The following is a 22,587-nucleotide window of genomic DNA, read 5'->3' on the forward strand; positions in this document are numbered from 1 at the left end:
AAGATTGCGGACCATGAAATGGGTGTGTGAAAGAGTGAATACTTTTCTTCTAGAGACGTTTCTCCTAGAAAATTCGTATCGAATGGTGTGTTTTCAGGAATGCGAGTTTCCATGTTTTATCTCCTTGAATATGCTGGAGATACAATGCCTTTTTGCTAATTATGTTCCAAAAGGGATATAGAGCCGCTAAAAAGGAATAGGAAAATACTTTAAACAAATGTTTGTTATGAGAAGTAAAATGTGGCTATACAATCCAAAAGACCTCACTTATGTCTGAAAAAAAGCGGGCTATCCGTATACTATTATCATATTATCATCGAATTTCTCATGAGAGAGAATAATTTAAAAAAACTGGATACTATCGTTTATTGGTTTCTAGCTTATAAAGTAGGGGGTATATCTGCTTATTTTTATAAAAGTGTTACTGTTTTTATGGGAAGAATATTTATAAAATGAGATTAGAAGGCGCATTTGAAGATAAAAATAAATATCAGTAATGTTCAATTCATGGTGTTATAAAAGATCATGGATTAAGTTAAATAAAAAGCTTATTGAATTGTTATGACATCATATTTGTTAATATGTTACACGATAATTTTTTGATATTTATCTTAGATGAAGAGTTTTATGAAATGAGTAAGATATATTTGGTTGTGAGTTGGTTTGCAGAGAAAGCATTATATTTTATGGTATAGGGGATAGATCAAGATTTTTTACACAATTATTTGTGTTGATAGGGGCTTCAAGCTATTGTTGTGTTATGCGCCGTCTTTATACCATAGTGATTTTGGGGTAGAGACGTTAGAGATTATTTTTCTGCTTTGCGTTTTGTCGATCAACTTTGATGGATATTGTATAGAAAGTGGGACTGTTGCCGTGGAGAGAGAGATTATGCTTTTACTTATAATATCAATGAAAAAAGCAGCGGAAGATTACGGCAAAGTATTTGTACAGGAGAGCTTAGTTAGGGAATAACTTTTTAGCTCGTGAAGTTTGTAAAATAAAATGCTTTCTATAAGAAAAATAATATTTTTATAAAGTAAAATAATAACACTTTTAATAATTATTATTTGCATATATAAGCATAAAATATAATTATATTTAATTAAATACTATTTAATAACTACCTAAAAAGTGTGATTTTCTTTATGACTCATAAATATAACTTGCTATTCATTATACTTATCGTATGTTTATCGACGGGAGGGCTGATTTCTACCGATATTTTTTTACCGGCACTGGGCGATATGCGTCAATATTATCAAGTGACACAATCTCAAATTCAAAGTGCAGTGGCGGTTTTTTTGTTGGCATTGGCACTTGGACAGCTCATTTATGGGCCGCTGAGTGATAATTTTGGGCGTAAAAAAACACTTCTATTAGGCTTATTCTTGTGGTTATTTACGACACTTGGTGTGATTTATACGGTTCATATTCACGCTTTTCTTGTGTTACGTTTTTTGCAAGGTCTTGGTGCTTGTGCGGGACTTGTCTTAAGTCGTGCAATTATCAATGATTTGTTGGATAAAAAAGCGGCTGGAAAACTTTATTTGATTGTTTTCCCTTTTATTGGAATGTCACCAGCGCTTGCACCTTTCATTGGTGGACTTTTGATACAGGCTTTTCATTGGCAGGCAACTTTTATCTTTTTAAGCTTTTTTATATTTTTGACCATTTTGCTATGTTGTTTTGTGCTAAGCGAAACTCTACCCCCTCAAAAACGGCAGCATTTTTCTCCGGTAGGATTGATGAAGGCATATTTAGGTGTTTTCAGAAATAAACAATTTATTTTTTATGCACTTATTCCGTGTTTTTCTTACGCTGCCTATTTTGCTTATATTGTGGAGTCGCCTTTTTTACTCACGACTTTGGGGTTATCGCCGATACACATTAGTTATAGCTATATTGGTGTCTCGTTTCCCTATATTTTGGGAAATCTTTTGGCGCGATGGTTTTTTGAACGCGAGTCTATGGAAAAAACTGTGGGGAGAGGGTACATTATTTTTGTGATAGGTGGTGTGCTGTTTGCTTTGCAAATGTATCTAAGCCCATGGCCCCTTGTGACAAGTTTTATGGCTATTGCTGTTCTTACTTTTGGAAATGGTTTTTTATTGCCGTTAGGAACAGCGTTGGCTATTTCATCGCATCCGAAAGCTGCGGGAGCGGCTTCTGGTGTTATGGGATCTTTGCAATTAGGAAGTGCGGCACTCAGTGCAGCGGTTATCGGAAAAATCTCTGGTCATAGCCCACGGGCTATGGCAGCTTTATTAGCTGTGTGTTGTATGATTGGTTTTATCATTTATATTCAAAAAGCGCGTCATTTTATGACTTCAGAAATAAGCTGAGTAAATGATAAAAAGAAAGCATTATGCGGAAATGCTTTTGATGTTTTACACAAATGGGGCACCTGTACATTAGATGAATTTTTTTTATTAAGTTGCTGGATTGAGTGGGTTTAAAATTTGTTACAAGCTTAGTTTGAGTTTAACAAATCGATTATTATGGGGGGAGAATATGAGCCTAGAGTTTCAACATATTTTCATTATATTGGGTGGGAAAATTTCTGGCTCTAATGCATGTTTAAAAATAAGGGGAGGAATTGATCAATGAGCCTTCCTATTATTATTCTTTCTCCTGTAATGCCAATTTGGGATGGTGGTGTTTTTTGTTCTCCATTGACAAAGCTATGTTCAACAAAAGGATTCCCTGTCACTCTGCTGGATACGCTTTCTCTTTTTCCTAAGAGTTCTCATGTTCTCAATTATTCTGCTGTAGACACTTTATCTTTTATGGCAGAAAAACTTAAAAGCTATTTTAAAGAGCCCGCAGTGCTTGTGGGATTTTCTATGGCTGGAACATTGGTACAAATATTGGCAGCCCAGCTTCCCAATGTTCAAGCTGTGCTTGCTGTGAATGCGCCTGGCTATCCAGATAAGGTTTTGCAACGGCGCCTTGGAGATATTCTTGCCTCCTTAGAAAATAATGATTTATCGGGGGCTTTGGAAATACTCAATGGTTTTATGCATCCTTCTGGCGTTATGAAAAAAAGAGCCTTATTGGAGATTCCTGATGAACAAAAAAGCGTGGCAATTGAACGCATGACAAGAGGCTTTAAACTCTTATTGATGATGGATGCTAGAGATGAGTTAGTTAAGTATAAGGGGAAGTTTTTAGCTTTAGTGGGAGAAAAGTCGCAACTTGCAACGGTAAATAATCAGACGAAAAGTCATAATCTGAACCATGAATATAAGATTATCTCTGGTGCTGGTACGCGTTTGTGGGAGGATAATCCTACTATGACGGATGCAGTCATTGATGAGTGGATGGAGGGACTATGAAAAAGAAAGTTCTTGTATTACCTGGTGATGGGATAGGACCAGAGGTTTGTGATGCTGCGCTGATGGTTTTAGAGCAATTCCAATTGCCGATTGAATTAACTTATGGTGATATTGGTGTTGAATGTTGGAAACGGGAAGGAGATCCTATCCCTCAAGCGACTTGGCAAAAAATTACTCAGAGTGATGCTATTTTACTTGGTGCTGTGACCCGTAAAGGAAAAGAGGCGGCTTTAAAAGAACTTGCTCCGCATTTAAAAGAGAAAAACCTTGCCTATGTTTCTCCCGCACTTCAACTTCGCCAAAAGTTAGGTTTGTTTGCGAATATACGTCCTGTAAGATACATCTTTGGTCCGAGAAAACCTTTTCATTTTTGTGTTATCAGAGAAAATAGTGAAGGCCTTTATGCTGGATTGGATTTTCGGGGTATTTCTCCTGAAACAGCCGTTTGGCTAAAACATCCAAATTTGACAAAATATGGGCTTGAGGAAGCAGCGTGGACAGTCCGTTTGCAGACACGCTTTGGTTTAGAGCGGTTATTTGAATACGCTTTTTCTTATGCAAGGAAATATAGCTTTAGGCGAGTTACTTTTGCTGATAAGCCCAATGTTATGCGAGAAAGTGGACAGTTTGCTCAGGAAATTTTTGAGAAGATTGCGCAAAACTATCCGGAAATTGAAGCAGATATTCAGAATGTTGATGCGGTTGCTTTGTGGATTGCAACCAAGCCAGAGCGGTTTGGTGTGATTGTTGCTGAAAATATGTTTGGCAATATTCTCTCTGATCTTGGCTCTGGGATAATGGGGGGATTGGGGCTTGCATCTCATGTGAATGTGGGGAGCGAGATTGCTTATTTTGAACCTGTTCATGGAAGCGCACCACGTATTGCTGGACAAAATAAAGCCAATCCTTCTGCGATGCTTTATACCACGGCTTTACTCTTAGAGCACTTAGGCTTTAAAGATGCAGCAAAACAACTGTCTGAGAGTGTTGATCAGGTTATTCGTGCTGGAAAAACCGTTACCTATGATCTTGGAGGTGTCGCCTCTACCCGTCAAATGGCTGAAGCTGTTCGCAATTCTCTTATGAATTCTGTCTTTGTTCATCGTGCGGCGATCATTACCGTTGGTGATGAACTCCTTTCAGGACAATATTTGAATACGAATTTACAAGATTTAAGCCAAAGCTTGAACAAGAGAAATATTCAAGTTACACGTCATTTTGTTTGTGCTGATCAATTACAGCAAATCAGTGAGACTGTTGTTTCTTGTCTTGGACAAGAAGATCTTATCATTATCAGTGGGGGATTGGGACCAACATCAGATGATAAAACACGCGATGGAGTTGCTCAAGCTGTAAAGCAGCCTTTGGTACATCATGAAGATGTTTGGCAAACAATAAAAGGTCAATTACAACGATTAGGGATTACGGCGGATAAGAGTAATGCACGTCAAGCATTGTTTCCTGAGACAGCAACTGTGCTTGATAATCCTACAGGCACAGCACCAGGGTTTTATCTCTCTTGCGATGGAAGTACACTTGTTGTTTTGCCTGGTCCACCATCACAGGCTCTTGCGCTTTTAGAGAATTATTTAGAACACAACGAGAAGAAATATTTTTCTGTATCGCGTGCGGAGTATGCATGGACTTTGATTGGAATTGATGAAAGTACTATTGCGCAGTGGGTTGATGATCATCTTGAAAATGAACCCTTTGAACGGCATTTTTTATGGAAAAGCCCCTATGTTTTGGTGCAACTGGTTGCTCAATCAGAAGCGCTCTTGGAACAACATTTCGTGGAAGCATTTGAAAATCATTTTCACCCCTATTTAGTTGGGGCAGAAGTTACTACTGCTTGTAAACAATTAGCGATGCATGCAGAGGTTCATTGGTCTGCCAATGATCCGCTGCTTTTAAAATATTTTCAGCCCATAGAAAAAGGTAAACAAGATATTCCACTGCTTGAGGTTGAAGTGAGCCTAGAGCCTTCTTTGGAGACATTAGAAAATCAAGCAGAAAGCCTTGGACATGCTACCATAACTATACGGATGAAAGGTTATGGTGAGGATTATATTACTTTTCCCTATACGCGACCACTTTTAGGTGTCGTCTTACAAGAATATGCAGCCTGGGCTGTCTTAAAAAGATATTTGAAAATGGAGAAGAAAAAATGAACCTCTATGGGGATGTAAAATATTGCCTAAATTATTGAACGTTCTATTATAAGAAGTACTTTGATCCTTTTCTTCAGTGGTTTTTGTCTATAGGGTAATTTTTCTTTTGATGTGTCATTAAATGACTTTGATTGATTCAAGATTAAGAAAAACTTTACGATATTAGGCTCGCTATATCCAATATTTATAATGATTAATTATGATTATAAATCAAGATGTTATCTTTCATGGAGCCTATGACAAGGAATCCAGAGACGTCATGTACCGCAAGCGTTGTAGATAATTGAGATTCTTCTGAAAATCAAAAAGCGATGGTGTGAAAAGACAAGAAGTCGTGTCATTTACAGGAAAGCTTTGCAAATTTTATTGAACAATATGTCCGTGAAGAGTTTATTGCGAACATGTGCCGTTCTGTTATCTGATAATAAATTGCTGTAAAGAGCTCATAAAATTTTTCCTTTAAGTTTTTGTGTGATTGCATGATCGTTGGGTGTTCACTTCCGAGGGGCGATATTTTTCAATTTGATAACAGGAAGAACTATTTTTTTTGTAAGATGTGAAGATTTAAGGAGTGATCATTTTACGCTTTTGTTTTCTTTTTGATTGGTAATTTGTAGGAATTTTTTTGGGGAAAATATTTAATGTGGTTAAAAACATTTTATGCGTGTGTGGGAGAAAAATAAAAATGTGGTCTTAATTGTTGATAAGAATGTCAATATTTTTGATGAACAAATTTTAGTCGTAATTCTTAGTATCTAGATGGGAAGTTTATTGCATTTTTTAACAGTTCGTATTCTATCTGTTGTGATGCGCAGTGGTTTTTTAAGCAAAAAAGAAAGGGATTTTATGTATCAGATTGATTACAACAGTTATCGTTCTGTCAAGAGTTTTAGTCGTCGCGTTCATTTTCTCGTTATGCATTATACGGCTATTGATTTTAAAGCCTCGATTATGGCGCTTACAGGAGAAAAGGTTAGTGCACACTATCTTGTTCCTGATCCTTCAGAGCAGACATATCGTGAGGCAGGCTTTAAGGATATGCGTATTTTTAATCTGGTTGATGAAAATGAGCGTGCATGGCATGCGGGTGTGAGTTCATGGGCTGGGCATAGTCATCTCAATGATGCATCTATCGGGATTGAAATCGTTAATTTAGCGACTTATCATGATGGGACGGGTATGTTTCCTCCTTATAATCCAATACAAATTGATGCTGTTAAGGAACTTGCCTTGAATATTTTTCAACGGTATCCCGATATTATGCCAACAGATGTGGTGGGACATAGTGATATTGCCATTGGAAGAAAAAGTGATCCAGGAGCAGCTTTTCCATGGAGAGAACTTTATAGCGCAGGTATAGGAGCATGGTATGATGATGAACTAAAAAGTCATTATCAGGAGCAATTCTCTAAGAATTTGCCACCCAAAGAAGATGTTTTGGCGAAGCTAAAATGTTATGGATATGACATTTCTGCTGCGTGTACCCAAACAGGATACAAAGATTTGATCCGAGCATTTCAACTTCATTTTCGTCAAGAAAATTATGATGGGATTCTAGATGTTGAAACAGCAGCAATTCTTTATGCATTGGTTGATAAGTATTTTCCGTGAATTCAATGTGTTTTAATTGAAAATATGGCTTATGATTACGTGTAAGCCTTTTTATTATCAGGAAAGGCTGCTTTTTGCCAATTGGCTTTATGTAAAAAGGGCATTAATCGTGTAAAAAATCCCCTGTAGGGTATAAGGCGTTTTATGGAAACATAACTCTGAAAGCTCTATGATTTGCAGAGATTAAATTTTATTGTTTCTTTGTCTTATATTTTTCTTCCTTTAAAAACGCATAAAGCCAAGATGTTGTGTATATGATGACATGTTCCTTACGCAGGGTAAAACGCTTCAAATAAAATGGATTTGTATTGTATATTTCCATGCTTGTTTTAAAGAAATGTCTTTTAGTGTGTATCACAACACATATTTTATAGCGACGTTCATAGAGAATATAATCTAAAATCCTCTATGAAGTGTATCCTCATTTTTATGCTTAATAAAAGTGCCTAGCATTATCGTACACTTTGTCAGATCTCAATGTTACGACAACCCTTGGAACTTAAAACGATACATAAAAGGGTTTTCTTTACTCGTTTTTATTCACACGGCTCTCTCCGCTTGTCGTGTACAAGTGAAAGGTTTTGGTTGATTGAAACATGCAAAATTATAAATCAAAGTGATGCAGATTCAAGAAAAATAGGGGCATTTACAGATTGCTATTGATAGGGGGGCTATTCTTTAGAAGGGGAAGAGGTCAATTCATTTTTTTGAAGATATATCTCTTTTCTCTTTTATTGCTTTAGGGGATGTTTGCATCGTTTTGACAGCATGTTTCTTAATGATTAAGTTTTTTAATGAAGCAGTGTTATAAAACGTTGTGTTTTAGAGTGTTGATAGAAGACACATTCAGGCATATCAAAAACACAATGATATCTTGTTTTTTCAATATTTTATCTGTTCAGTGTAGAATTTATTTGAGAAGATCATGACCTAAATTAACAAAGGTTAGAAGTAAATTACCAAGAAAGACCAATTTGCTCATAAAGCAAAGGGGTTATTCATGCTTTAAAGGGCAAGGAAGAGATTGTGTTTGAAGTGATGTGTAAAAGCCCGTGTGAGGTGCTCTTATCAAACATATCAGGTTAATCTTCTAAGAGTAGTTTTATGAAACTAAGTCGGTTTTTTTTCGAGAGACAAGACAATACGTATCAGGAAAAGATATTCATGATATTTGATTTCAAAAATAAAAACTGGCAAACCATGTTGCCAGTTTTTAAAAGCTGTAGCTTAAATAGGATTAGAATGAACGCTGTAAACGGATCATACCTTGAAAAGCACTTTTCTTGTTGAATAAATGTTTTTCATCATTATTTTTATCCGTCACAACGCGATCATCGTTCCAAGAAACATAGGTTAATTCAGGTGTAATCACAAATCCTGGAACCAGCGTGTATGTAATATTTACAGAAGTTGCAAAGGTTTTTACAGCACTATAAGAAACTTGAGCATTCAAATTTGCTTTTGGAGTAAGCTTGTAAGTGGCACCCGCCCAAGCAGCCCATTTACCACCCCAGTTTGCATAAATTGTTGTGCTTTTTCGTGATAACTCATCATTTGCATTTACTGTGTAGTAATCAAGTCCATTTTTATAGCCAGCCATTACCCATAGATTGAAACGATCGTTGACATTGAAATCTGCACGTACTTTTCCAGCCCACTTTTTGTAGTAAGCATCGTATGCTGCAACTGCTGAAAAACCACCCCATTTTTGCATGAACTTTATACCCAAAACCACATTCGGGGTGTAATTTTTAATTGCTTTACTTGGAAGAGTACCCTCAGTGATAGAAACAAGCTTATCATCTTTATCAATGTAGTATCCTGTTATTCCTGGAAGAGAATCTGCATTATTGCCTAATTCAGCGCCGATAATAGCAGAAAAGCCGGAGTCACCACTAAAGGTGTAGGAAATAAAATTGGTGCGTGTTGTGCCGGCAGGCGCTATGCTGTCATCATTGAGAACATTTCCATAATCACCAGTCCAGCTGTTGAAAATTGTGTCATCAAGACCTACGCGAAAACCACCCAGTTCAATGTAAGCCGCGGCAAGCTTTGCAGCAGCGTTGTCTCTACCATCACCCCAGTTTGAATAAATTCTTGCATATGAACGAAGTGTTCCCATTTCTGTTTCAGAAGCTGCTTGAAAAACAAGGGTGAGCCGTGATGCTGCGCCATAGGTTTTTCTTTTGTTTCTTAGTTCAGTTTCGGTTGTTGCATCGATATTATCACCGCCTATAAAATCAGTACGAACATTTCCTGATAAACGCATGCAGGTTTCTGTTCCAGGGATATAAAAATATCCTTTTCCATAGGCATCACAAACGCGAATATATTCTACAGGTTCGGGTTCGGCGATAACTGTTGAAGCAGCATGTGCTCCAGAAATTGCTAAAAAAGCTGCTGTAGAGCTTAAAAAGAGGGATTTAATATTCATATGGGATCTCCGAGGTCCGGTTAAATTTCTTCTAAAGAGTACCATTTGCCTAACGCATTAAGGACAAAGACATAAGTAAATACGCAGCACTTGTTATCTTAGCTATAACTAATCTTTTTAGAGTTTCAAATATGAAATTACCTTTTTGTAATATATACATGTACTATTCGAGATGCTGTGGTAAAAAAGACACAATTTTTGTTTTATTAACTTTTGCTCCTTATGGGATCAATAAAGGAAAAAAAATTCAGATATTTGGGAAAAAAATCGAAAATGTCTTGAACTTTCTGTTGATACCATTTATGCCTCTCTGTTGGAGAGGTGGCCGAGTGGTCGAAGGCGCTCCCCTGCTAAGGGAGTAGGGCTCAAAAGGCTCTCGAGAGTTCGAATCTCTTCCTCTCCGCCATCTATTGTTATAAAAGCAGTTGACTGTGTATCGGAATTCTGTTTATCCCGTTGGGATTATGCCTCTCATATAAAAAGCATGTTCTAAACACAAATATACTTGTGTTGCCGATTTATGCGCTTGTTTTAAAGAGATATCTTTGCAATGTGTGTAAGCCCATTTTGCGACGCTGCCTCGTAAATGGTATAAAACACAAAAGTTTCTGTGAGACATATAAAGCCTTATAAAGCCACATCATTTGTATACTTATGAAGATGCAAAGAGGCATATTATATATCTGCTTATATATCTGCCTTCCTGTTGTTATAGATTTTGACTATGAGAGTTCATAAAAGGCATTTTTCCTTTCTAAATCGTTTTTATTTATACGGCTTTCTTTGCTTATGATGTGCAAGCAAATGATTTTGATTGTTTCAACCATAAAGCAGATTTGAAAAGAAAGAATCTTACAATATTCGCGTTTGGTATATTATCATTATAAATCAACGTGTTGCTTTATATTTGCATTGTGTATTGAAAGTTGGATGTGGCAATGCTCTCAAAAAAGTTATAGATTTCTTTTAGAAGAAAACATTGTGGGTGAAATGTTATGGTTTTCCTCTCATAGAGACTTTTGAGAGTGTTTCATCCATCTCATGACAACCAAACCACACATGAAAAAAGTAATGGTCGGTAATATTAGGTAGTAAGATGGAGAAACTTTTGCAGGAAGAAAAGAAATAATACTCAATACTGTAATTGAAAATATTCTTCCGCTAAAAGAGACAGCACCAACAACACCGGAAATATGCTGCGTTTGTTTTTGGTTAAGTTCTGAGAAAAATAAGCTTTTTGCGCCGATCGGTACAGTGCAAATAAATCCATGGATTAAAGAGAAGGCGATGACTGATGCAGCAGTTTGATGGCTATGAACTGAAAAATAGAGCGTTATGCACATCAGCGCAGAAAAGAAGGAAAAATATTTTATAGAATTCTTATATTTTTTATCAAGAACATGATACTTAGACATCAGTAAATTTGAAAAATATTGTGCTGAAAAGGCTCCAATATGGCAGCACATCAAGACGAGCATTTGCGAACCGTTGAGGTGATGAATTTTTCCCCCTGAAAGTATTATCGGTTGCCAGAAATGATAAATAATCTGAATACCAGCGCTAAAAAGGCACATGAGGAAAATAAACCATGCTCCTCCTACTGTATTTTGAAATATCCAGAGCGTTTCCTTGGCATTGTGCAAGATTGTTTTTGTTTTGGACGTTTCAGTTGTCGTTTTCTTTTCTTCAGGAACAATAAGGAAGATCAAAAAAATAAATCCCATCATGAGGCATGAGATGATATATCCCATAAAATATCGTCCAGAGTAATAGATCGTTCCAATTCCTACAATCCCACTGAGAATACTTCCGAAAGAGTTAACCTGGTGGTAGAGATGAGCATAATGCGAAAAGTGATCCTGTTTATCGCCTAGAGAATGGTAAATCCATCCGTCAATGGCGCTGACAATGATGCAAATGCCTGCTGCATAGAGAATTTGCGCAATAATAAGTGCTGTCATATTGGGAGCTTGAAGGCATAGAAGATAAAATACTCCTGTCATAAAGACCCCAGCCATAACGGAATATTTACGCCGATATCTGTCAGATAAAACAGCGCAGGGAAAATCAAGCAGCAGGATGGTGGTGGAAAAGACAACCTGAAGCAGAGCTAATTGCGCCAGACTCACTCCCATGGACATTAAAAAAATCGCATGGTAAACGCCGATCAGCATGCGGACAGCATTATAGGAGCCATAGGTGAGAGCAAGGGTGCGTGCTCTGTTCATTGTGTTGTTCCATAGATTGTACAATAAGAATTTTCATTGAAAAGAATATTTTTCTGTGAAAAGGTAGCGGTTTCATATCCCCATTCAGGGATTAGTAGAAAGAAGGCTTCCATAACCATCCCAAAATTTAAAAGGTCCCTTAGTCTATATGAGATTTCAAAGCGTATTAATGAGAGCAAATGATGCAACTTTAAAGTGATTATGAGGAGCAACATAAGCCTCATAAATGAGATTGTCATCTTTGGAGGGGAGTTGCTTGTGGGGCTGTTGCTTCCGTAGTAATCATTTTGTCTAGATCTGTAAAATGACCCTAGGACGGCAAGATCATTGACATAATTAGGACTTATAGAAGTGTGTTTATTTTTTATACACCATTTACTGATCCATTCTCTTTGCTGATCAGCTGAAATAGCACAAATGATCCATAAATCGGTTTTTGGTAATTTTTTGATATCTTTTTTTATAGTCATCAACATTTGTAATCCCCCCCTTTCTTTCTGACTGTTTCTCCGTATCACTTTACGTCTAAAAAAGTTTTTTTCAGAATTCATCTTTACTTTATTTATTAAAAAGATTGTCTCGCAAGGTGCTTTTTAATCACGTCATTACGATTAAGAATTAAATTTCTGATATAAGAGGAAGGGTGCATGATACATTGTGACTAAATACATAAATCCCTCCGTATCCTGAAATGACGATTTCCTTTTGCAAAACAGTATCTTGAATGGAAGCTCGATAACCATTACTTTGATCATGGAAATGATACCCTAAAAGAGTGCTTATGAGTGCTTGAAGATATTCTTTAGATATTACAGAAAGAACAAGAAAATAGTTTAAAAAAATCAAACTTGGGATGAAAGCTTTCATCTTATGATGGATGATGGTGAATTTTAAACTTCATCTACTGTTTTTTTGAGCTACTGTGCTGTAAGAAAGATCAAACTCCCCCAATTCATGTCTCTAATTTAGATCATTGATCATAAAACATTATATACTGTCTTTTCAAATTATAACTTTGCTCATTGCTTGTCTTCACTGATTAAATCAACATTTCTCTAAAAATGCCGCTTGAGAAAAATGCATCCTATCAGTTTAATATTCTATGATCTTTTAATTAATTTAAAGAAGATAACATAAAATATACGATAAAAAATGAATAAATTTCAATTTTTATAAAAAAACAAACTTTTTACTGCTGCTGATAAAAAACAAAGCTATATTAAAAGTAGCCTTTATACCCTTCAATACTATTGATTTTTGGTTGTTACCGGATGAAGGTTCCTTTGTTTTGGAAAGAGCAGAGCAGAATTTAAGAGCAGAATGGGCGCGTGCGCAAAAGCTTGTCCTTGATCTCTCTTTAAGTTGGATACTAAGCCGCTTGATGGTTGAGGGTGTTCACCATGTGAACATAACGCAACCTTGTGAGGGTATTTTAGTCATACCTGATGAAGCAGAGCTTTAGGGGATATTGTCTTGTTTGAACGGGGGCGTGCTTATTGATTTCCTCGTTGTTATTGCTGCTTAATTTCAGCCATTATTTTCTGAAAAAGAAGCTTTGTAGGGAGAAGATCATACATGGAGCAGAGTGTAAAACGAAGAAATGCATATAACTGATCCAGTAATGTTGACAATAATCGCTCAATATGTTCCTCTGGTTGTTCAAACAAATGGCTAGATTGGCTTTTATTCTCTGAGATAAGTGTTACTCTCGATGAGATAGAATGCGGATGAGCGAATTATTAGTTAAGGGATTAGAGTAATGGGGGGGAAAAATAATCGTCAAGATTTGAGTTATTTCAAAGTCGCTGTATTCGGTATGATTATTATGATTTTGGGGATGGGGATCGGGCGATTTTTCTATACGCCGGTATTTCCAGTTATGTTGGATGAAGGATTGTTTACCTTTAAGCAACTTTCTTATATAGCTAGCGCTAATTATGGCGGTTATTTAATTGGGAGTATGTTTTTTTCGTTTTGCAGAGTTGGGAATATATCCCGTGCTCCCTACATGCTATTTGGTGCAGCTATAGTGACGAGTGCACTTATTTTTGCCATGGCGTTGACACCAAACTTTTACTTGGTCTTCTTTATCCGCTTTGCTGCCGGTATCGCGAGTGCGGCAATGATGATTTTTGGTTCTATGACGGTTATGCAGCATAGTCACAAGGTGTGGGTTATTGCTTCGCTCTATGCGGGTGTGGGAGTTGGTATTCTACTGGGTAATGAGTATGTTATTATTGGTTTGAGTAAATCACTGAACGCGCAAAGTATTTGGTTTGGAGCTGGTTTAATATCTGTTATATTGTTGCTCGTGTTATTTATTTTATTTCCACGTCGTGTTGATGCATCTCAATTTGCTATTAACGAGTCATTGGCACACGAAAATATCGTTTGGTGGGAACTCGCTCTGATTTATGGGCTCGCTGGGTTTGGTTATATTATTGTCGCGACATATCTTCCTCTGATGGCGAAAACATTTAATTTCCCACTGACTTGCTAACCACTTATGGTCGTTTGTCGGAATTGCCATTGTTCCTAGTTGTTTCATTTGGTTATGGGGAGCCCATCGGTGGGGGGTATTACGTTGTCTGATGCTCAATTTGCTTATCCAAGGAGGATGCGTATTACTGACATTATTCAGTCAGTCTCTTGTACTGATCGTTCTCAGTTGTATAGGGTTTGGATTTACTTTTATGGGGACGACCTCTCTAGTTATGCCGTTAGCTAAGCGTTTATATGCGCCGTATGGTATAAATCTGCTAGGCTTGGCTACCTTAACTTACGGTTTTGGCCAAATATTAGGACCTCTCTTGACGAGTTTTTTACAGTCTGGTTCATATGCCATTGCGCTTTCCGTTATCTGTGGTGCTGTAGCGCTTTTTGCCGCTGCTGGAATCTGTCAATATTGTCTTTGTAAAAAGGTTGTTGGCGTTTCATAAATCCGCAATCTTCACTAAAAAGTCGAGAGAATTTATTCCATTCTTTTTGAAATATTTTGTGAAAGTCAAATTATTTTAATAGGAGAGATTACAGAATGCTTCACTCTACAGTCGCTATTTTGGGCGTTGGTCCTCGTGGGTCAGTATTCTCGAACGCTTGCTCACGCTTTATTCCCATTATCCATTTTCTGGGAACATTGATATTTTATTGATTGATTCCAATGAGATGGGGACCGGTACCCATAGTGTGCATCAACCGGATCATTTATTGGTTAACACTGTCGCTTGCCAGATTACTTTATTTGGTGATGATACAGTTAAGGGTGTCGGGCCTATTCGTAAAGGGCCGAATTTCTATCAATGGGCTATTCAACAAGGTTATCGTAATATTAACGGTGTTTTTTCTCGTACAGAGCATAATGTTGGGAGAGAAATCAAAGAAAATGATTATTTATCACGTCGTTTGTTAGGGGAATACCTGTCTTGGGCTTACCAAGAGCTCACGCAAGATTTACCTTCCGGTATTCGTATTAAGGAGATCCGACAAAAGGTTATCAATCTCCATATCCACCAAGATAATAAAACGGATGTTCTTTTGGAAGATGGCTGTCATTATAGTGTAGATTTTGTTTATATGACCACGGGTCACGGTAAGAATATATATTCATCGCATGATGAAAGCCTGCAACAGTTTGTGGCTGGTCACCAAATGAAAAACGCTCTTCTGAACTATTATTCGAATCCTTATCCAATTGAAAAGTTGGACTCTATACAATCTCAGTCTCGTGTGCTGCTGCAGGGAATTGGATTAACTAGCTATGATGTCTTGTCGCAATTGACTTACGGTCGCGGTGGGACTTTTACTGAAAATGCTGGACAATTGCGCTACATGCCAAGCGGCACAGAACCGAAGATAGCTTTATTCTCCCGTCAAACATTGCCTTTTAGTAGTCGCGGGATTAATCAAAAGGGTGGTAGTGGGCAATACATACCATCATTCCTTACTCTCGATGCAATACATCATCTGCGTAAGCAATCCAGCATTGCTAACGGTTCTCCGAAGCTGGATTTCGAAACGCAGCTTTTACCTCTGTTGCTTAAAGAAATGTGTTATGTCTATCGAAGTACGCAGCTGGGGCACTGGCTAGACCCTGAAACCTATGTTGTTACTTCCAAAGACGAGCAGTGTATTCAAGCGTTGCTGTATCCTCATCGAAATAAAATATTCGCCTCTCTGAATGATTATACAAGATTCTTCATGGAGCATTTGAAGGACGATCTTCATTCTTCCGCTGAAGGTAATGTTGATGGCCCAGTGAAAGCTGCTACAGATGTGCTACGAGATGTCCGTGATATCTTACGTTCAGCAATTGATTTTTGCGGGTTAACGTCTTCATCTCACAAGTACTTTATTGAATATTTTAATCCAAACTTCAACCGTATTTCTGTCGGTCCACCAATGCAGCGAAACCAAGAGTTGAAGGCTCTGATGGAGGCTGGTATCGTGACTTTGGCTGGTGGACCTTCACCTAAACTTGTTCTCAATGCTAGTACCAGCCGTTTCGAAATTCAGTCTGTTTTCCAAGATGAAAACAGTTCAGTTGATGGAGATGTGCTGATCAAGGCCAAGATTGATAGTTTTTCTCCGTTGCGTGATGAGTCCCCTTTTATCCAGAATTTGGCTGGTCAGGGCATCATTCGACCATTTATCAACCAAGGATATCATCCTGGTGGTATTGATATTGACCGTCGGCAGCATCCTATAGACACTAAAGGGCAAATACAAAATACATTATGGGTGGTCGGTAATCCAGTAGAGGGGCCCAATTTTTATACATATATTTTGCCTAGGCCTTTAGTTAATTCTCGTGCACTGCGGGATGCAGGGCGCTGTGTCACTGACATGTACGAGCAGCTTCTTAATCGCTACTCAGTCAAAGATTCAACAATTAATGTACATTGATGATGTAAAAAGCTTCCTGATACGCATGTCCTCCGTATCCGTTATAATGGCGATGCTGATGCTATTCATTTTTCTTATGTCTATCTCAATAAGAACTTGGTTTCTTATTCCATTGGCTGGAGTGACTGTTTTCGGTTATTTGCTTTTGACGATACCATACTGGTGGTTGAAGGGGAATGCACGCAGTGGTGTGTTCATCCTGTTGGCTTGTGCTTTAGTGCTGATATGGCGTTGGCACTTGCCTGATGTTCGTACTGTGCTTGTGCGTTTTACTGATGTCTTTTGGCTATTACTCGCCATGGGATTGTTGCGCCATGTGATGAATACATGGCGTATTTCAGAATTTCTCTCTGAACGGTTGATGCGCTATGGAAAGGGTTCGCTTACCCTGTCCATCGCGATACTGACTGCGTTTTTAGCTTGGCCGATGAGTTTGGGGGTTATCCCCCTAATGATTGATGCCTTGAAAAAAAGTGTTTTTCCCTCTCGCCATTTGGCCGCTATTGTGATGCGAATGATGAGCATCACGATGGTACTGATGCCGACCAGCATCGGTGCAGCAACAGTTTTCGCTGCTATGCCTAGAACACCAATATTCACATCCGCTGCTTTGGGGATACCACTTTTTCTATTCAGTCTGTTGTTGTTGTGCCTTTCTCCTGTTATACCGCTAGCTAACCCGATTATTTGCGATGAGAGAAGAGCGAATAAAGAAGGAGAGAGAGTAAGAATTTGGATTTTTTTGATATTTTTCTGGCTAATATTTATCGTTGCGTTGACAGTTATTAGGTTGAATGCACTAGAAAGCATTGCATTGACGGCGAGCATTCTATACCTCATTGAGCGTGGGAGTTCACGCAGTATTGATTTTTTGACTCCTTTGGTGGCAGTGATACGCAGTATATCCAGTGAAATTATGTTGTTGCTAGGTTGTAGTCTGCTAATATCTACTTGTGATTTGCTTATTCCTTTGTTGCCGGTGACGTTTAGTCACTCATTGGCATCACTCTCTGTTTGGCAGCGTTATGCCTGTATTCTCTTTGTATTGCCAATTTTCAGTGTAGTAGGAATTCACCCTATGGTGCTATTTAGTTTGGCATTTCCCTTACTAGGGTCATCGATGGCTTATGGGGTTACGGATTATTTGGTTTGGATTTGCTTCTTTATTGCAGCTCAACTCCTTTCTCCTGTATCAATAAATGCTATTTTTGCTTCCAGTAGCCTGCATATTTCACCGGTGGATACGAGCTTTAAAATGCATAGCTATTATGTATTAATATTTAATCTTTTTGCGTTCATTTATTTGAGTTTTTTTATTCAATATTTGTAAATTGTGGAGATCTTATGCCTTACATAAATATTAAAATTACTAATGAAGGGGTTACCTCTGAACAGAAACGGCAACTAATAGAAGGGGCAACTCAATTATTAGTTAATATTCTGAATAAAAATCCGAAAACGACTGTTGTCGTGATTGATGAAGTGGAGACAGACAATTGGGGTATTGGTGGTGTCCCCATTACAGAATTAAGAAAAGCTCAAAATAAAGAATAACTCTGTGTATTTGACAATAATTTAAGGTCAATAGGGTTAATCAATGTAAAAAATCGCGTCCTTTAGCAACATTTGATCAGACCGCCATTGGGGCGGTTGTTACAGCCCCTGATGCTGATAACCAAGTTTTTCCCCTCAACGAGCCTGTCCTTCTCTTTACGCATGAGGGTGAGAAAATCCAAAAGCTTGGAACAAGAGGCACAGCTCTTGATGTTATTAATGCTGTGTGCGCACAGGGGATTGAGGCACAAATTATTCTTGTGCGGGTGGAAGAAAAATCAACCATTGCTGAGACACAAACTGAGATGGTGGGATCAAACGCTCACCTGACCGGTGTGCACGCCTTGGCTCATGCGCGTGGGCATTTAGGTGTGGAACCTGGGATTTTACTGGCACCGGCTTATAGTGCAGGGCGGATTGACAATGGCAAAAACCCTGTGGCAGACGCTTTGGAACAGGTTGCAGAAAAGTTGCAAGCCATTGCCGTGTTTGATACGGGGGGTAAAAATGCGGAAGAAAGCCTTGCCTATCGTGCAGATTTTTCCTCACGCTTTTGTTATTTGATTGACCCCTTTGTACGGGTGGCAAATCGTGAGGGGGGTGTTAGTGTTAAACCCGCAAGTCCTTTTGCAGCAGCCATGTTTATCAAACGTGACAAGCAAAGGGGCGGTGTTTTTTGGTCTCCTTCCAACCAAGATGTGCATGGCATTTTAGGGACAGCACGCCCCATTAGCTATTTTGATGGCGAAATTGATCATGAGGCAAATCGCCTTAACCAAGCCGATATTGCGACCTTTATTCCAGCACGACTTAGTCAAAATGCGCATGGGCAAATGGCTGCCAATGGGCGCATTTTATGGGGAAATCATACCACCTCCAGTGATCCACTTTGGCGCTTTGTCAATGTGGTGCGCACCCGTGCAGCTTTGGAAAAAACCATCATTAACAATTTGCGCCCTTGGGCCAATGATGAGAATCTGACTGGTCAACATGTTATTGCCATTACCCGCTCTTTGACCAGCTTTCTTGATGATATGATTGCACGCGGTGCACTGCTTGGTGGCCGTGTTTGGTTTGACCGCGATTTAAATTCCAACAGCACTTTACAATTGGGAAAATTGCGGGTGGAATTTGATGCAGAAGAAGTGCCGCCTCTAGAAGATTTGAGTTTCGGCAGCCGGCGCAATAGCGCTTATTTTGACCGTTTGGCGCAAGATATCCAAAAGAAAATGACTTATCAATTTGGCGATACGCTTGAAACTTATCGCAAAGCAGCAAGGAGTTAAAGCATGACTTTACGCATTGTACGCGGTTTTACCTTGATTGTTGATGATGATGTGAATCTTCACCTTGATCTTGAAACCCTCAAATTACCTACGTTGGAAGAAATTACAGAAACCTATCAACCGGGCGGCTCTGATATGCAAATTGATGTGAGCGGTCTTGGTGTGAAAGCTTTGAGTTTACAAATGAAAATCCGCAGCCATACCCCCGAAATTATCGGCATCTTCGGTGGTCCTCCTGGTCTTCGTCATAAATTCACAGGCAAAAAACATGTGATCTCTGAAGAAGATGGACGCGAGCATGAGCATTCCATTGATGTGACAGGGCGGTTGGTCAAAGTGGATAGCGAAGGCTTAACAGCTGGGAAAGCGACAGGCTATGATTGCGAGATCAAAAATGTTTGGGACTATACGGAATTTTGGGATGGTTCTGTTTTGCACCGCTTTTCTTTTAAACGGGGCGGCTGGCTTGTCCGCAATGGGCAAGAGATCGGTTCTCGCCGCCGCTCTATTCTCAACTTATAAGCTCTCATTATTGATAGGGTTCTCAATTTATAGGAATTGATCATGACAAGTTTACAAACCAGCATTGACGTGGAATTGCAGGTTCCATTTCTTTATCAAGATAAAAGTGGCAAAGAATCTCTCTGCAAGAAACTGACCTTTTATCGCCCCACTTTTAAGCATGCCAAGCAATTAGCGGTGCTCATTGGACCACAATTGACAGAGCTGCTGCTTCCTGAGTTTGGAGAGCAAAAAACCACTTTGAGCAATGATGTGCTTATCACGAAGCTTTCTCAAGTTTTGTTCACAAGTGAGGCAACAGAAGGCATCACAGCACTTTTGGCTGATATGTCACATGAATCTATTGAATTGATTGATCGAGTTGATGTGATGGATATTGTCGCAATATTGAAGGCTTTTTTTGCTTTTTTTACGCAACGCCAATCCTCTCTGCCAGACAATTTGGGGCAGAACTAGCCCTTTATTATCACTGGGCGCCTTCAGAGATTAACCAGATGGATTGGCTGGATGTGATTGCCTATCGAGAAGAACTCGCGCGCCTGAAAGCTCAAGAATATGAAAGCCATCAGTTAGGATAAAGAATCGTCATGGATGTTTCCCTTGTTGTGCGTTTTGTCAATCATCTGCAAGAGGGGATAGCTTCTGCCAAGCGGGATCTTGCAGCCTTTAGTTCAGATGTTGCACATTTCCAAAACAAGACAAGGCAGCATTTTAAAGGGTGGTTTGACCCTGAGCATCTTAAGAAAGCTACAGCCCATGCAGAAAATGCTTTTATCCATGCGCGTGGACGTATGGTGGGGGCGATTGCGCAAACAGCAACCTTAATTGCACCGCTCTATAAAGCCATGCAATTTGATCAATCGATGAAGGGACTAGAAAAGGTTCTCGATGCCCCCCTTGATCGCTTAAAGGAATTGCGCCGTTTTGCGCTTGAAACCTCCACCAAGATTCCGTTAGCGGCGCGTGAAGTCTTAGAATTGATGACCAGTGCCAGCCAAGCAGGGATTGGCGAACAAGATCTAGAAGCTTTTAGCATTTATGCCGCTAAAGCAGCTGTAGCTTTTGATATGACGGGAGATCAGATTGGGGAGCGCTTTGCCAAATTGCGCAATGTCTTTAAGCTTAATCAGGTAGGTATTGAAGATCTAGGCGATGCTATCAATCATCTCTCGAACCACATGGCGGCAAAAGCCAGTGAAGTGTCTGATTTTACCAATCGTGCCACCGGTGCGGCAACCATGTTTAAGCTCACCGCGCGCGAAACTGCGGCATTTGGTACAGCGATGATTTCTGCTGGTATTGTTCCTGAGAGTGCCGCGCGTGGTTTTAATGCCATGAGTGCCCGTATTCAGGCAGGAGGCAAACATATTGAAGATGCTTTTGCCAATATTGGGCTTTCTCGCGAAAAATTCATGCAAGATCTGGACAAAGATGCCACCGGTACCTTGGTACGCTTTTTTGATGTGTTGGGTAAATCCGAACAGGGCATGCGTTCGCTGATTGCCATTGCGGGGCGCGATTTTACTGGTGATTTTGCCAAATTGGTGGGTAACCCCGAATTGTTAGGGCAAGCTTTAGATTATGTGAAAGATCCACAAGTCTTTAAAGGCTCTGTAGAACAAGAAGCAGACAAACAAGCAACCGGTGCCATGCGGCAATTTGAACTCTTACAAAACCGCATTGTGGCTTTAGGGATTAGCATTGGTGAAGTGCTTCTGCCTCCTCTCAACAGTCTCATGGAAACTGTTGGTAATTTTACTAATGGGCTTATGGCGTGGGCGAATGCCCATCCCACTTTAACAAGTGCCATTATCAAAACCATTGCTGCCCTGATGGCTTTTAATATTGCTCTGCGCGTGTTGCGCTTTACCATGGCTGGCACACGTCTTGGGCTTCTTCAATTGATGGGCTCTTTTATCAAGATGGGTGCTGTTAGTCGTGGTGTTGCTGCAAGCTGGCGGGGCTTAGCAGCCGCAGGGCGCTCTCGCTGGGTTTAATAGCAGCAAGCTTTGGTGGAAGTGCGCTGCGTCTTCTTCGCCCCATGACTTTACTGGTAGGGGCTTTACGGGGGATTGCTGTCTCAGGAAGTGCATTTGCTGCCTCTTTTGGTTGGATGGGGACAGTGATCGAAGTGGTTGGGGCAAGTCTTTCCTCTGTTGTGGGGGGTATTTTTACCCCGATCGGGGCGGTCATTGCTGCTGTTGTGGCTGTCATCCTTGCTGCGGGTTTTGCTTTGTGGAAATATTGGGATCGTTTTTCTTCATTTGTCAAAGGTTTTGCACGGGGGGTATCTCGGGCTTGGGGGCGTGCCTTTGAAGCCGTCATGCGCTTTTTTGGTGCCGATACCACCACCATCACCAAATGGAAAAACATCATTGCTGCTGCTTTTGATCTCTCTCAAACTTGGCAAAAGTTTAAACAAGAGCTTAGCGCTGTTGTCGAGTGGTTTGGCAATTTGTGGGAAGGCGTTAAACAAAGCTTTTCCAACTTTTGGCAATGGTTGAAGAGTTTTTTTACACAGGAAAAGCTCTCGGAGAGTGC

General features: G+C 39.4%; 15 protein-coding genes, 1 tRNA gene and 3 pseudogenes. 15 read left to right on the forward strand and 4 right to left on the reverse strand.

All coding sequences use genetic code 11. The features are described 5' to 3' along the window. Positions 1-113 (reverse strand): annotated as a pseudogene (locus ACFINY_RS08240) (DUF3792 domain-containing protein); the annotation flags it as partial. 1,035 nt (positions 114-1,148) lie between these two features. Here ACFINY_RS08240 and ACFINY_RS08245 point away from each other — a divergent pair. From ACFINY_RS08245 to ACFINY_RS08260, 4 genes are all read left to right on the forward strand, one after another. Next, positions 1,149-2,345: a multidrug effflux MFS transporter gene (locus ACFINY_RS08245; protein WP_375682017.1), complete on the forward strand. Its 1,197-nt coding sequence runs from the start codon at positions 1,149-1,151 to the stop codon at positions 2,343-2,345. Between the two features lie 261 nt (positions 2,346-2,606). Beyond that, complete coding sequence (locus tag ACFINY_RS08250) at positions 2,607-3,338, forward strand: alpha/beta fold hydrolase (RefSeq protein ID WP_375612471.1); 732 nt, start codon at positions 2,607-2,609, stop codon at positions 3,336-3,338. Further along, positions 3,335-5,509, forward strand: coding sequence for an isocitrate/isopropylmalate family dehydrogenase (locus ACFINY_RS08255; protein WP_375700986.1), 2,175 nt, complete (start codon positions 3,335-3,337; stop codon positions 5,507-5,509). Before ACFINY_RS08250 ends, ACFINY_RS08255 begins: the two co-directional genes overlap by 4 nt. An 846-nt stretch (positions 5,510-6,355) precedes the next feature. Next, positions 6,356-7,120: an N-acetylmuramoyl-L-alanine amidase gene (locus tag ACFINY_RS08260; protein WP_375612480.1), complete on the forward strand. Its 765-nt coding sequence runs from the start codon at positions 6,356-6,358 to the stop codon at positions 7,118-7,120. Positions 7,121-8,357: 1,237 nt separating this feature from the next. On the opposite strand, the gene ACFINY_RS08265 is transcribed toward ACFINY_RS08260, so the two are convergent. After that, positions 8,358-9,554, reverse strand: a complete 1,197-nt coding sequence (locus ACFINY_RS08265) for a porin (protein WP_375612473.1) — start codon at positions 9,552-9,554, stop codon at positions 8,358-8,360. A gap of 315 nt (positions 9,555-9,869) precedes the next feature. Between ACFINY_RS08265 and ACFINY_RS08270 the strand changes: the two genes are divergently transcribed. Continuing rightward, a tRNA-Ser gene (locus ACFINY_RS08270) sits at positions 9,870-9,960 on the forward strand. Positions 9,961-10,561: 601 nt separating this feature from the next. Here ACFINY_RS08270 and ACFINY_RS08275 read toward each other — a convergent pair. After that, positions 10,562-11,782 carry an MFS transporter gene (locus ACFINY_RS08275; protein WP_375700987.1) on the reverse strand — a complete coding sequence of 407 codons (1,221 nt, stop codon included), beginning with the start codon at positions 11,780-11,782 and terminating at the stop codon, positions 10,562-10,564. Then, on the reverse strand, positions 11,779-12,258 hold the full coding sequence (locus ACFINY_RS08280) for a hypothetical protein (RefSeq protein ID WP_375700988.1): 480 nt from the start codon (positions 12,256-12,258) through the stop codon (positions 11,779-11,781). The genes ACFINY_RS08275 and ACFINY_RS08280 overlap by 4 nt, the downstream gene beginning before the upstream one ends. A 776-nt stretch (positions 12,259-13,034) precedes the next feature. On the opposite strand from ACFINY_RS08280, the pseudogene ACFINY_RS08285 reads away from it, so the two are divergent. The 10 genes and pseudogenes from ACFINY_RS08285 to ACFINY_RS08330 all read left to right on the forward strand — a co-directional run. Further along, a pseudogene (locus tag ACFINY_RS08285) lies at positions 13,035-13,282 on the forward strand (baseplate assembly protein); the annotation flags it as partial. Between the two features lie 259 nt (positions 13,283-13,541). Then, complete coding sequence (locus tag ACFINY_RS08290) at positions 13,542-14,282, forward strand: YbfB/YjiJ family MFS transporter (protein WP_375612475.1); 741 nt, start codon at positions 13,542-13,544, stop codon at positions 14,280-14,282. A 46-nt stretch (positions 14,283-14,328) separates the two neighbouring features. Then, positions 14,329-14,721: a YbfB/YjiJ family MFS transporter gene (locus ACFINY_RS08295; RefSeq protein WP_375612481.1), complete on the forward strand. Its 393-nt coding sequence runs from the start codon at positions 14,329-14,331 to the stop codon at positions 14,719-14,721. Positions 14,722-14,878: 157 nt separating this feature from the next. Then, positions 14,879-16,684, forward strand: coding sequence for an FAD/NAD(P)-binding protein (locus ACFINY_RS08300; protein ID WP_375700989.1), 1,806 nt, complete (start codon positions 14,879-14,881; stop codon positions 16,682-16,684). After that, the gene (locus ACFINY_RS08305; protein ID WP_375672148.1) at positions 16,674-18,014 is read left to right on the forward strand and encodes a hypothetical protein; all 1,341 of its coding nucleotides are present in this window, start codon (positions 16,674-16,676) and stop codon (positions 18,012-18,014) included. The genes ACFINY_RS08300 and ACFINY_RS08305 overlap by 11 nt, the downstream gene beginning before the upstream one ends. A gap of 14 nt (positions 18,015-18,028) precedes the next feature. Then, on the forward strand, positions 18,029-18,238 hold the full coding sequence (locus ACFINY_RS08310) for a 2-hydroxymuconate tautomerase family protein (protein ID WP_375607418.1): 210 nt from the start codon (positions 18,029-18,031) through the stop codon (positions 18,236-18,238). 86 nt (positions 18,239-18,324) lie between these two features. After that, positions 18,325-19,524 carry a phage tail sheath family protein gene (locus ACFINY_RS08315; RefSeq protein ID WP_375700991.1) on the forward strand — a complete coding sequence of 400 codons (1,200 nt, stop codon included), beginning with the start codon at positions 18,325-18,327 and terminating at the stop codon, positions 19,522-19,524. A 3-nt stretch (positions 19,525-19,527) separates the two neighbouring features. Beyond that, positions 19,528-20,046 (forward strand): phage major tail tube protein, encoded by a 519-nt coding sequence (locus ACFINY_RS08320; protein ID WP_015856800.1) that lies wholly within the window; start codon positions 19,528-19,530, stop codon positions 20,044-20,046. Positions 20,047-20,088: 42 nt separating this feature from the next. After that, positions 20,089-20,502 (forward strand): hypothetical protein, encoded by a 414-nt coding sequence (locus ACFINY_RS08325; protein WP_375700990.1) that lies wholly within the window; start codon positions 20,089-20,091, stop codon positions 20,500-20,502. Positions 20,503-20,633: 131 nt separating this feature from the next. Further along, a pseudogene (locus ACFINY_RS08330) lies at positions 20,634-22,587 on the forward strand (phage tail tape measure protein); the annotation flags it as partial.

The sequence above is a fragment of the Bartonella sp. AA23NXGY genome, from assembly GCF_042197165.1.
In the GTDB taxonomy this organism is placed as follows: Bacteria; Pseudomonadota; Alphaproteobacteria; order Rhizobiales; family Rhizobiaceae; genus Bartonella.

What these genes read in the sequence shown, in the direction of transcription:
- ACFINY_RS08250 (WP_375612471.1), top strand. Translation starts at nt 2,607, where the DNA reads ATGAGCCTTCCTATTATTATTCTTTCTCCTGTAATGCCAATTTGGGAT.
- ACFINY_RS08320 (WP_015856800.1), top strand. Translation starts at nt 19,528, where the DNA reads ATGACTTTACGCATTGTACGCGGTTTTACCTTGATTGTTGATGATGAT.
- ACFINY_RS08280 (WP_375700988.1), bottom strand. Translation starts at nt 12,258, where the DNA reads ATGTTGATGACTATAAAAAAAGATATCAAAAAATTACCAAAAACCGAT.
- ACFINY_RS08260 (WP_375612480.1), top strand. Translation starts at nt 6,356, where the DNA reads ATGTATCAGATTGATTACAACAGTTATCGTTCTGTCAAGAGTTTTAGT.
- ACFINY_RS08325 (WP_375700990.1), top strand. Translation starts at nt 20,089, where the DNA reads ATGACAAGTTTACAAACCAGCATTGACGTGGAATTGCAGGTTCCATTT.
- ACFINY_RS08245 (WP_375682017.1), top strand. Translation starts at nt 1,149, where the DNA reads ATGACTCATAAATATAACTTGCTATTCATTATACTTATCGTATGTTTA.
- ACFINY_RS08275 (WP_375700987.1), bottom strand. Translation starts at nt 11,782, where the DNA reads ATGAACAGAGCACGCACCCTTGCTCTCACCTATGGCTCCTATAATGCT.
- ACFINY_RS08265 (WP_375612473.1), bottom strand. Translation starts at nt 9,554, where the DNA reads ATGAATATTAAATCCCTCTTTTTAAGCTCTACAGCAGCTTTTTTAGCA.
- ACFINY_RS08310 (WP_375607418.1), top strand. Translation starts at nt 18,029, where the DNA reads ATGCCTTACATAAATATTAAAATTACTAATGAAGGGGTTACCTCTGAA.
- ACFINY_RS08255 (WP_375700986.1), top strand. Translation starts at nt 3,335, where the DNA reads ATGAAAAAGAAAGTTCTTGTATTACCTGGTGATGGGATAGGACCAGAG.
- ACFINY_RS08305 (WP_375672148.1), top strand. Translation starts at nt 16,674, where the DNA reads ATGTACATTGATGATGTAAAAAGCTTCCTGATACGCATGTCCTCCGTA.
- ACFINY_RS08290 (WP_375612475.1), top strand. Translation starts at nt 13,542, where the DNA reads ATGGGGGGGAAAAATAATCGTCAAGATTTGAGTTATTTCAAAGTCGCT.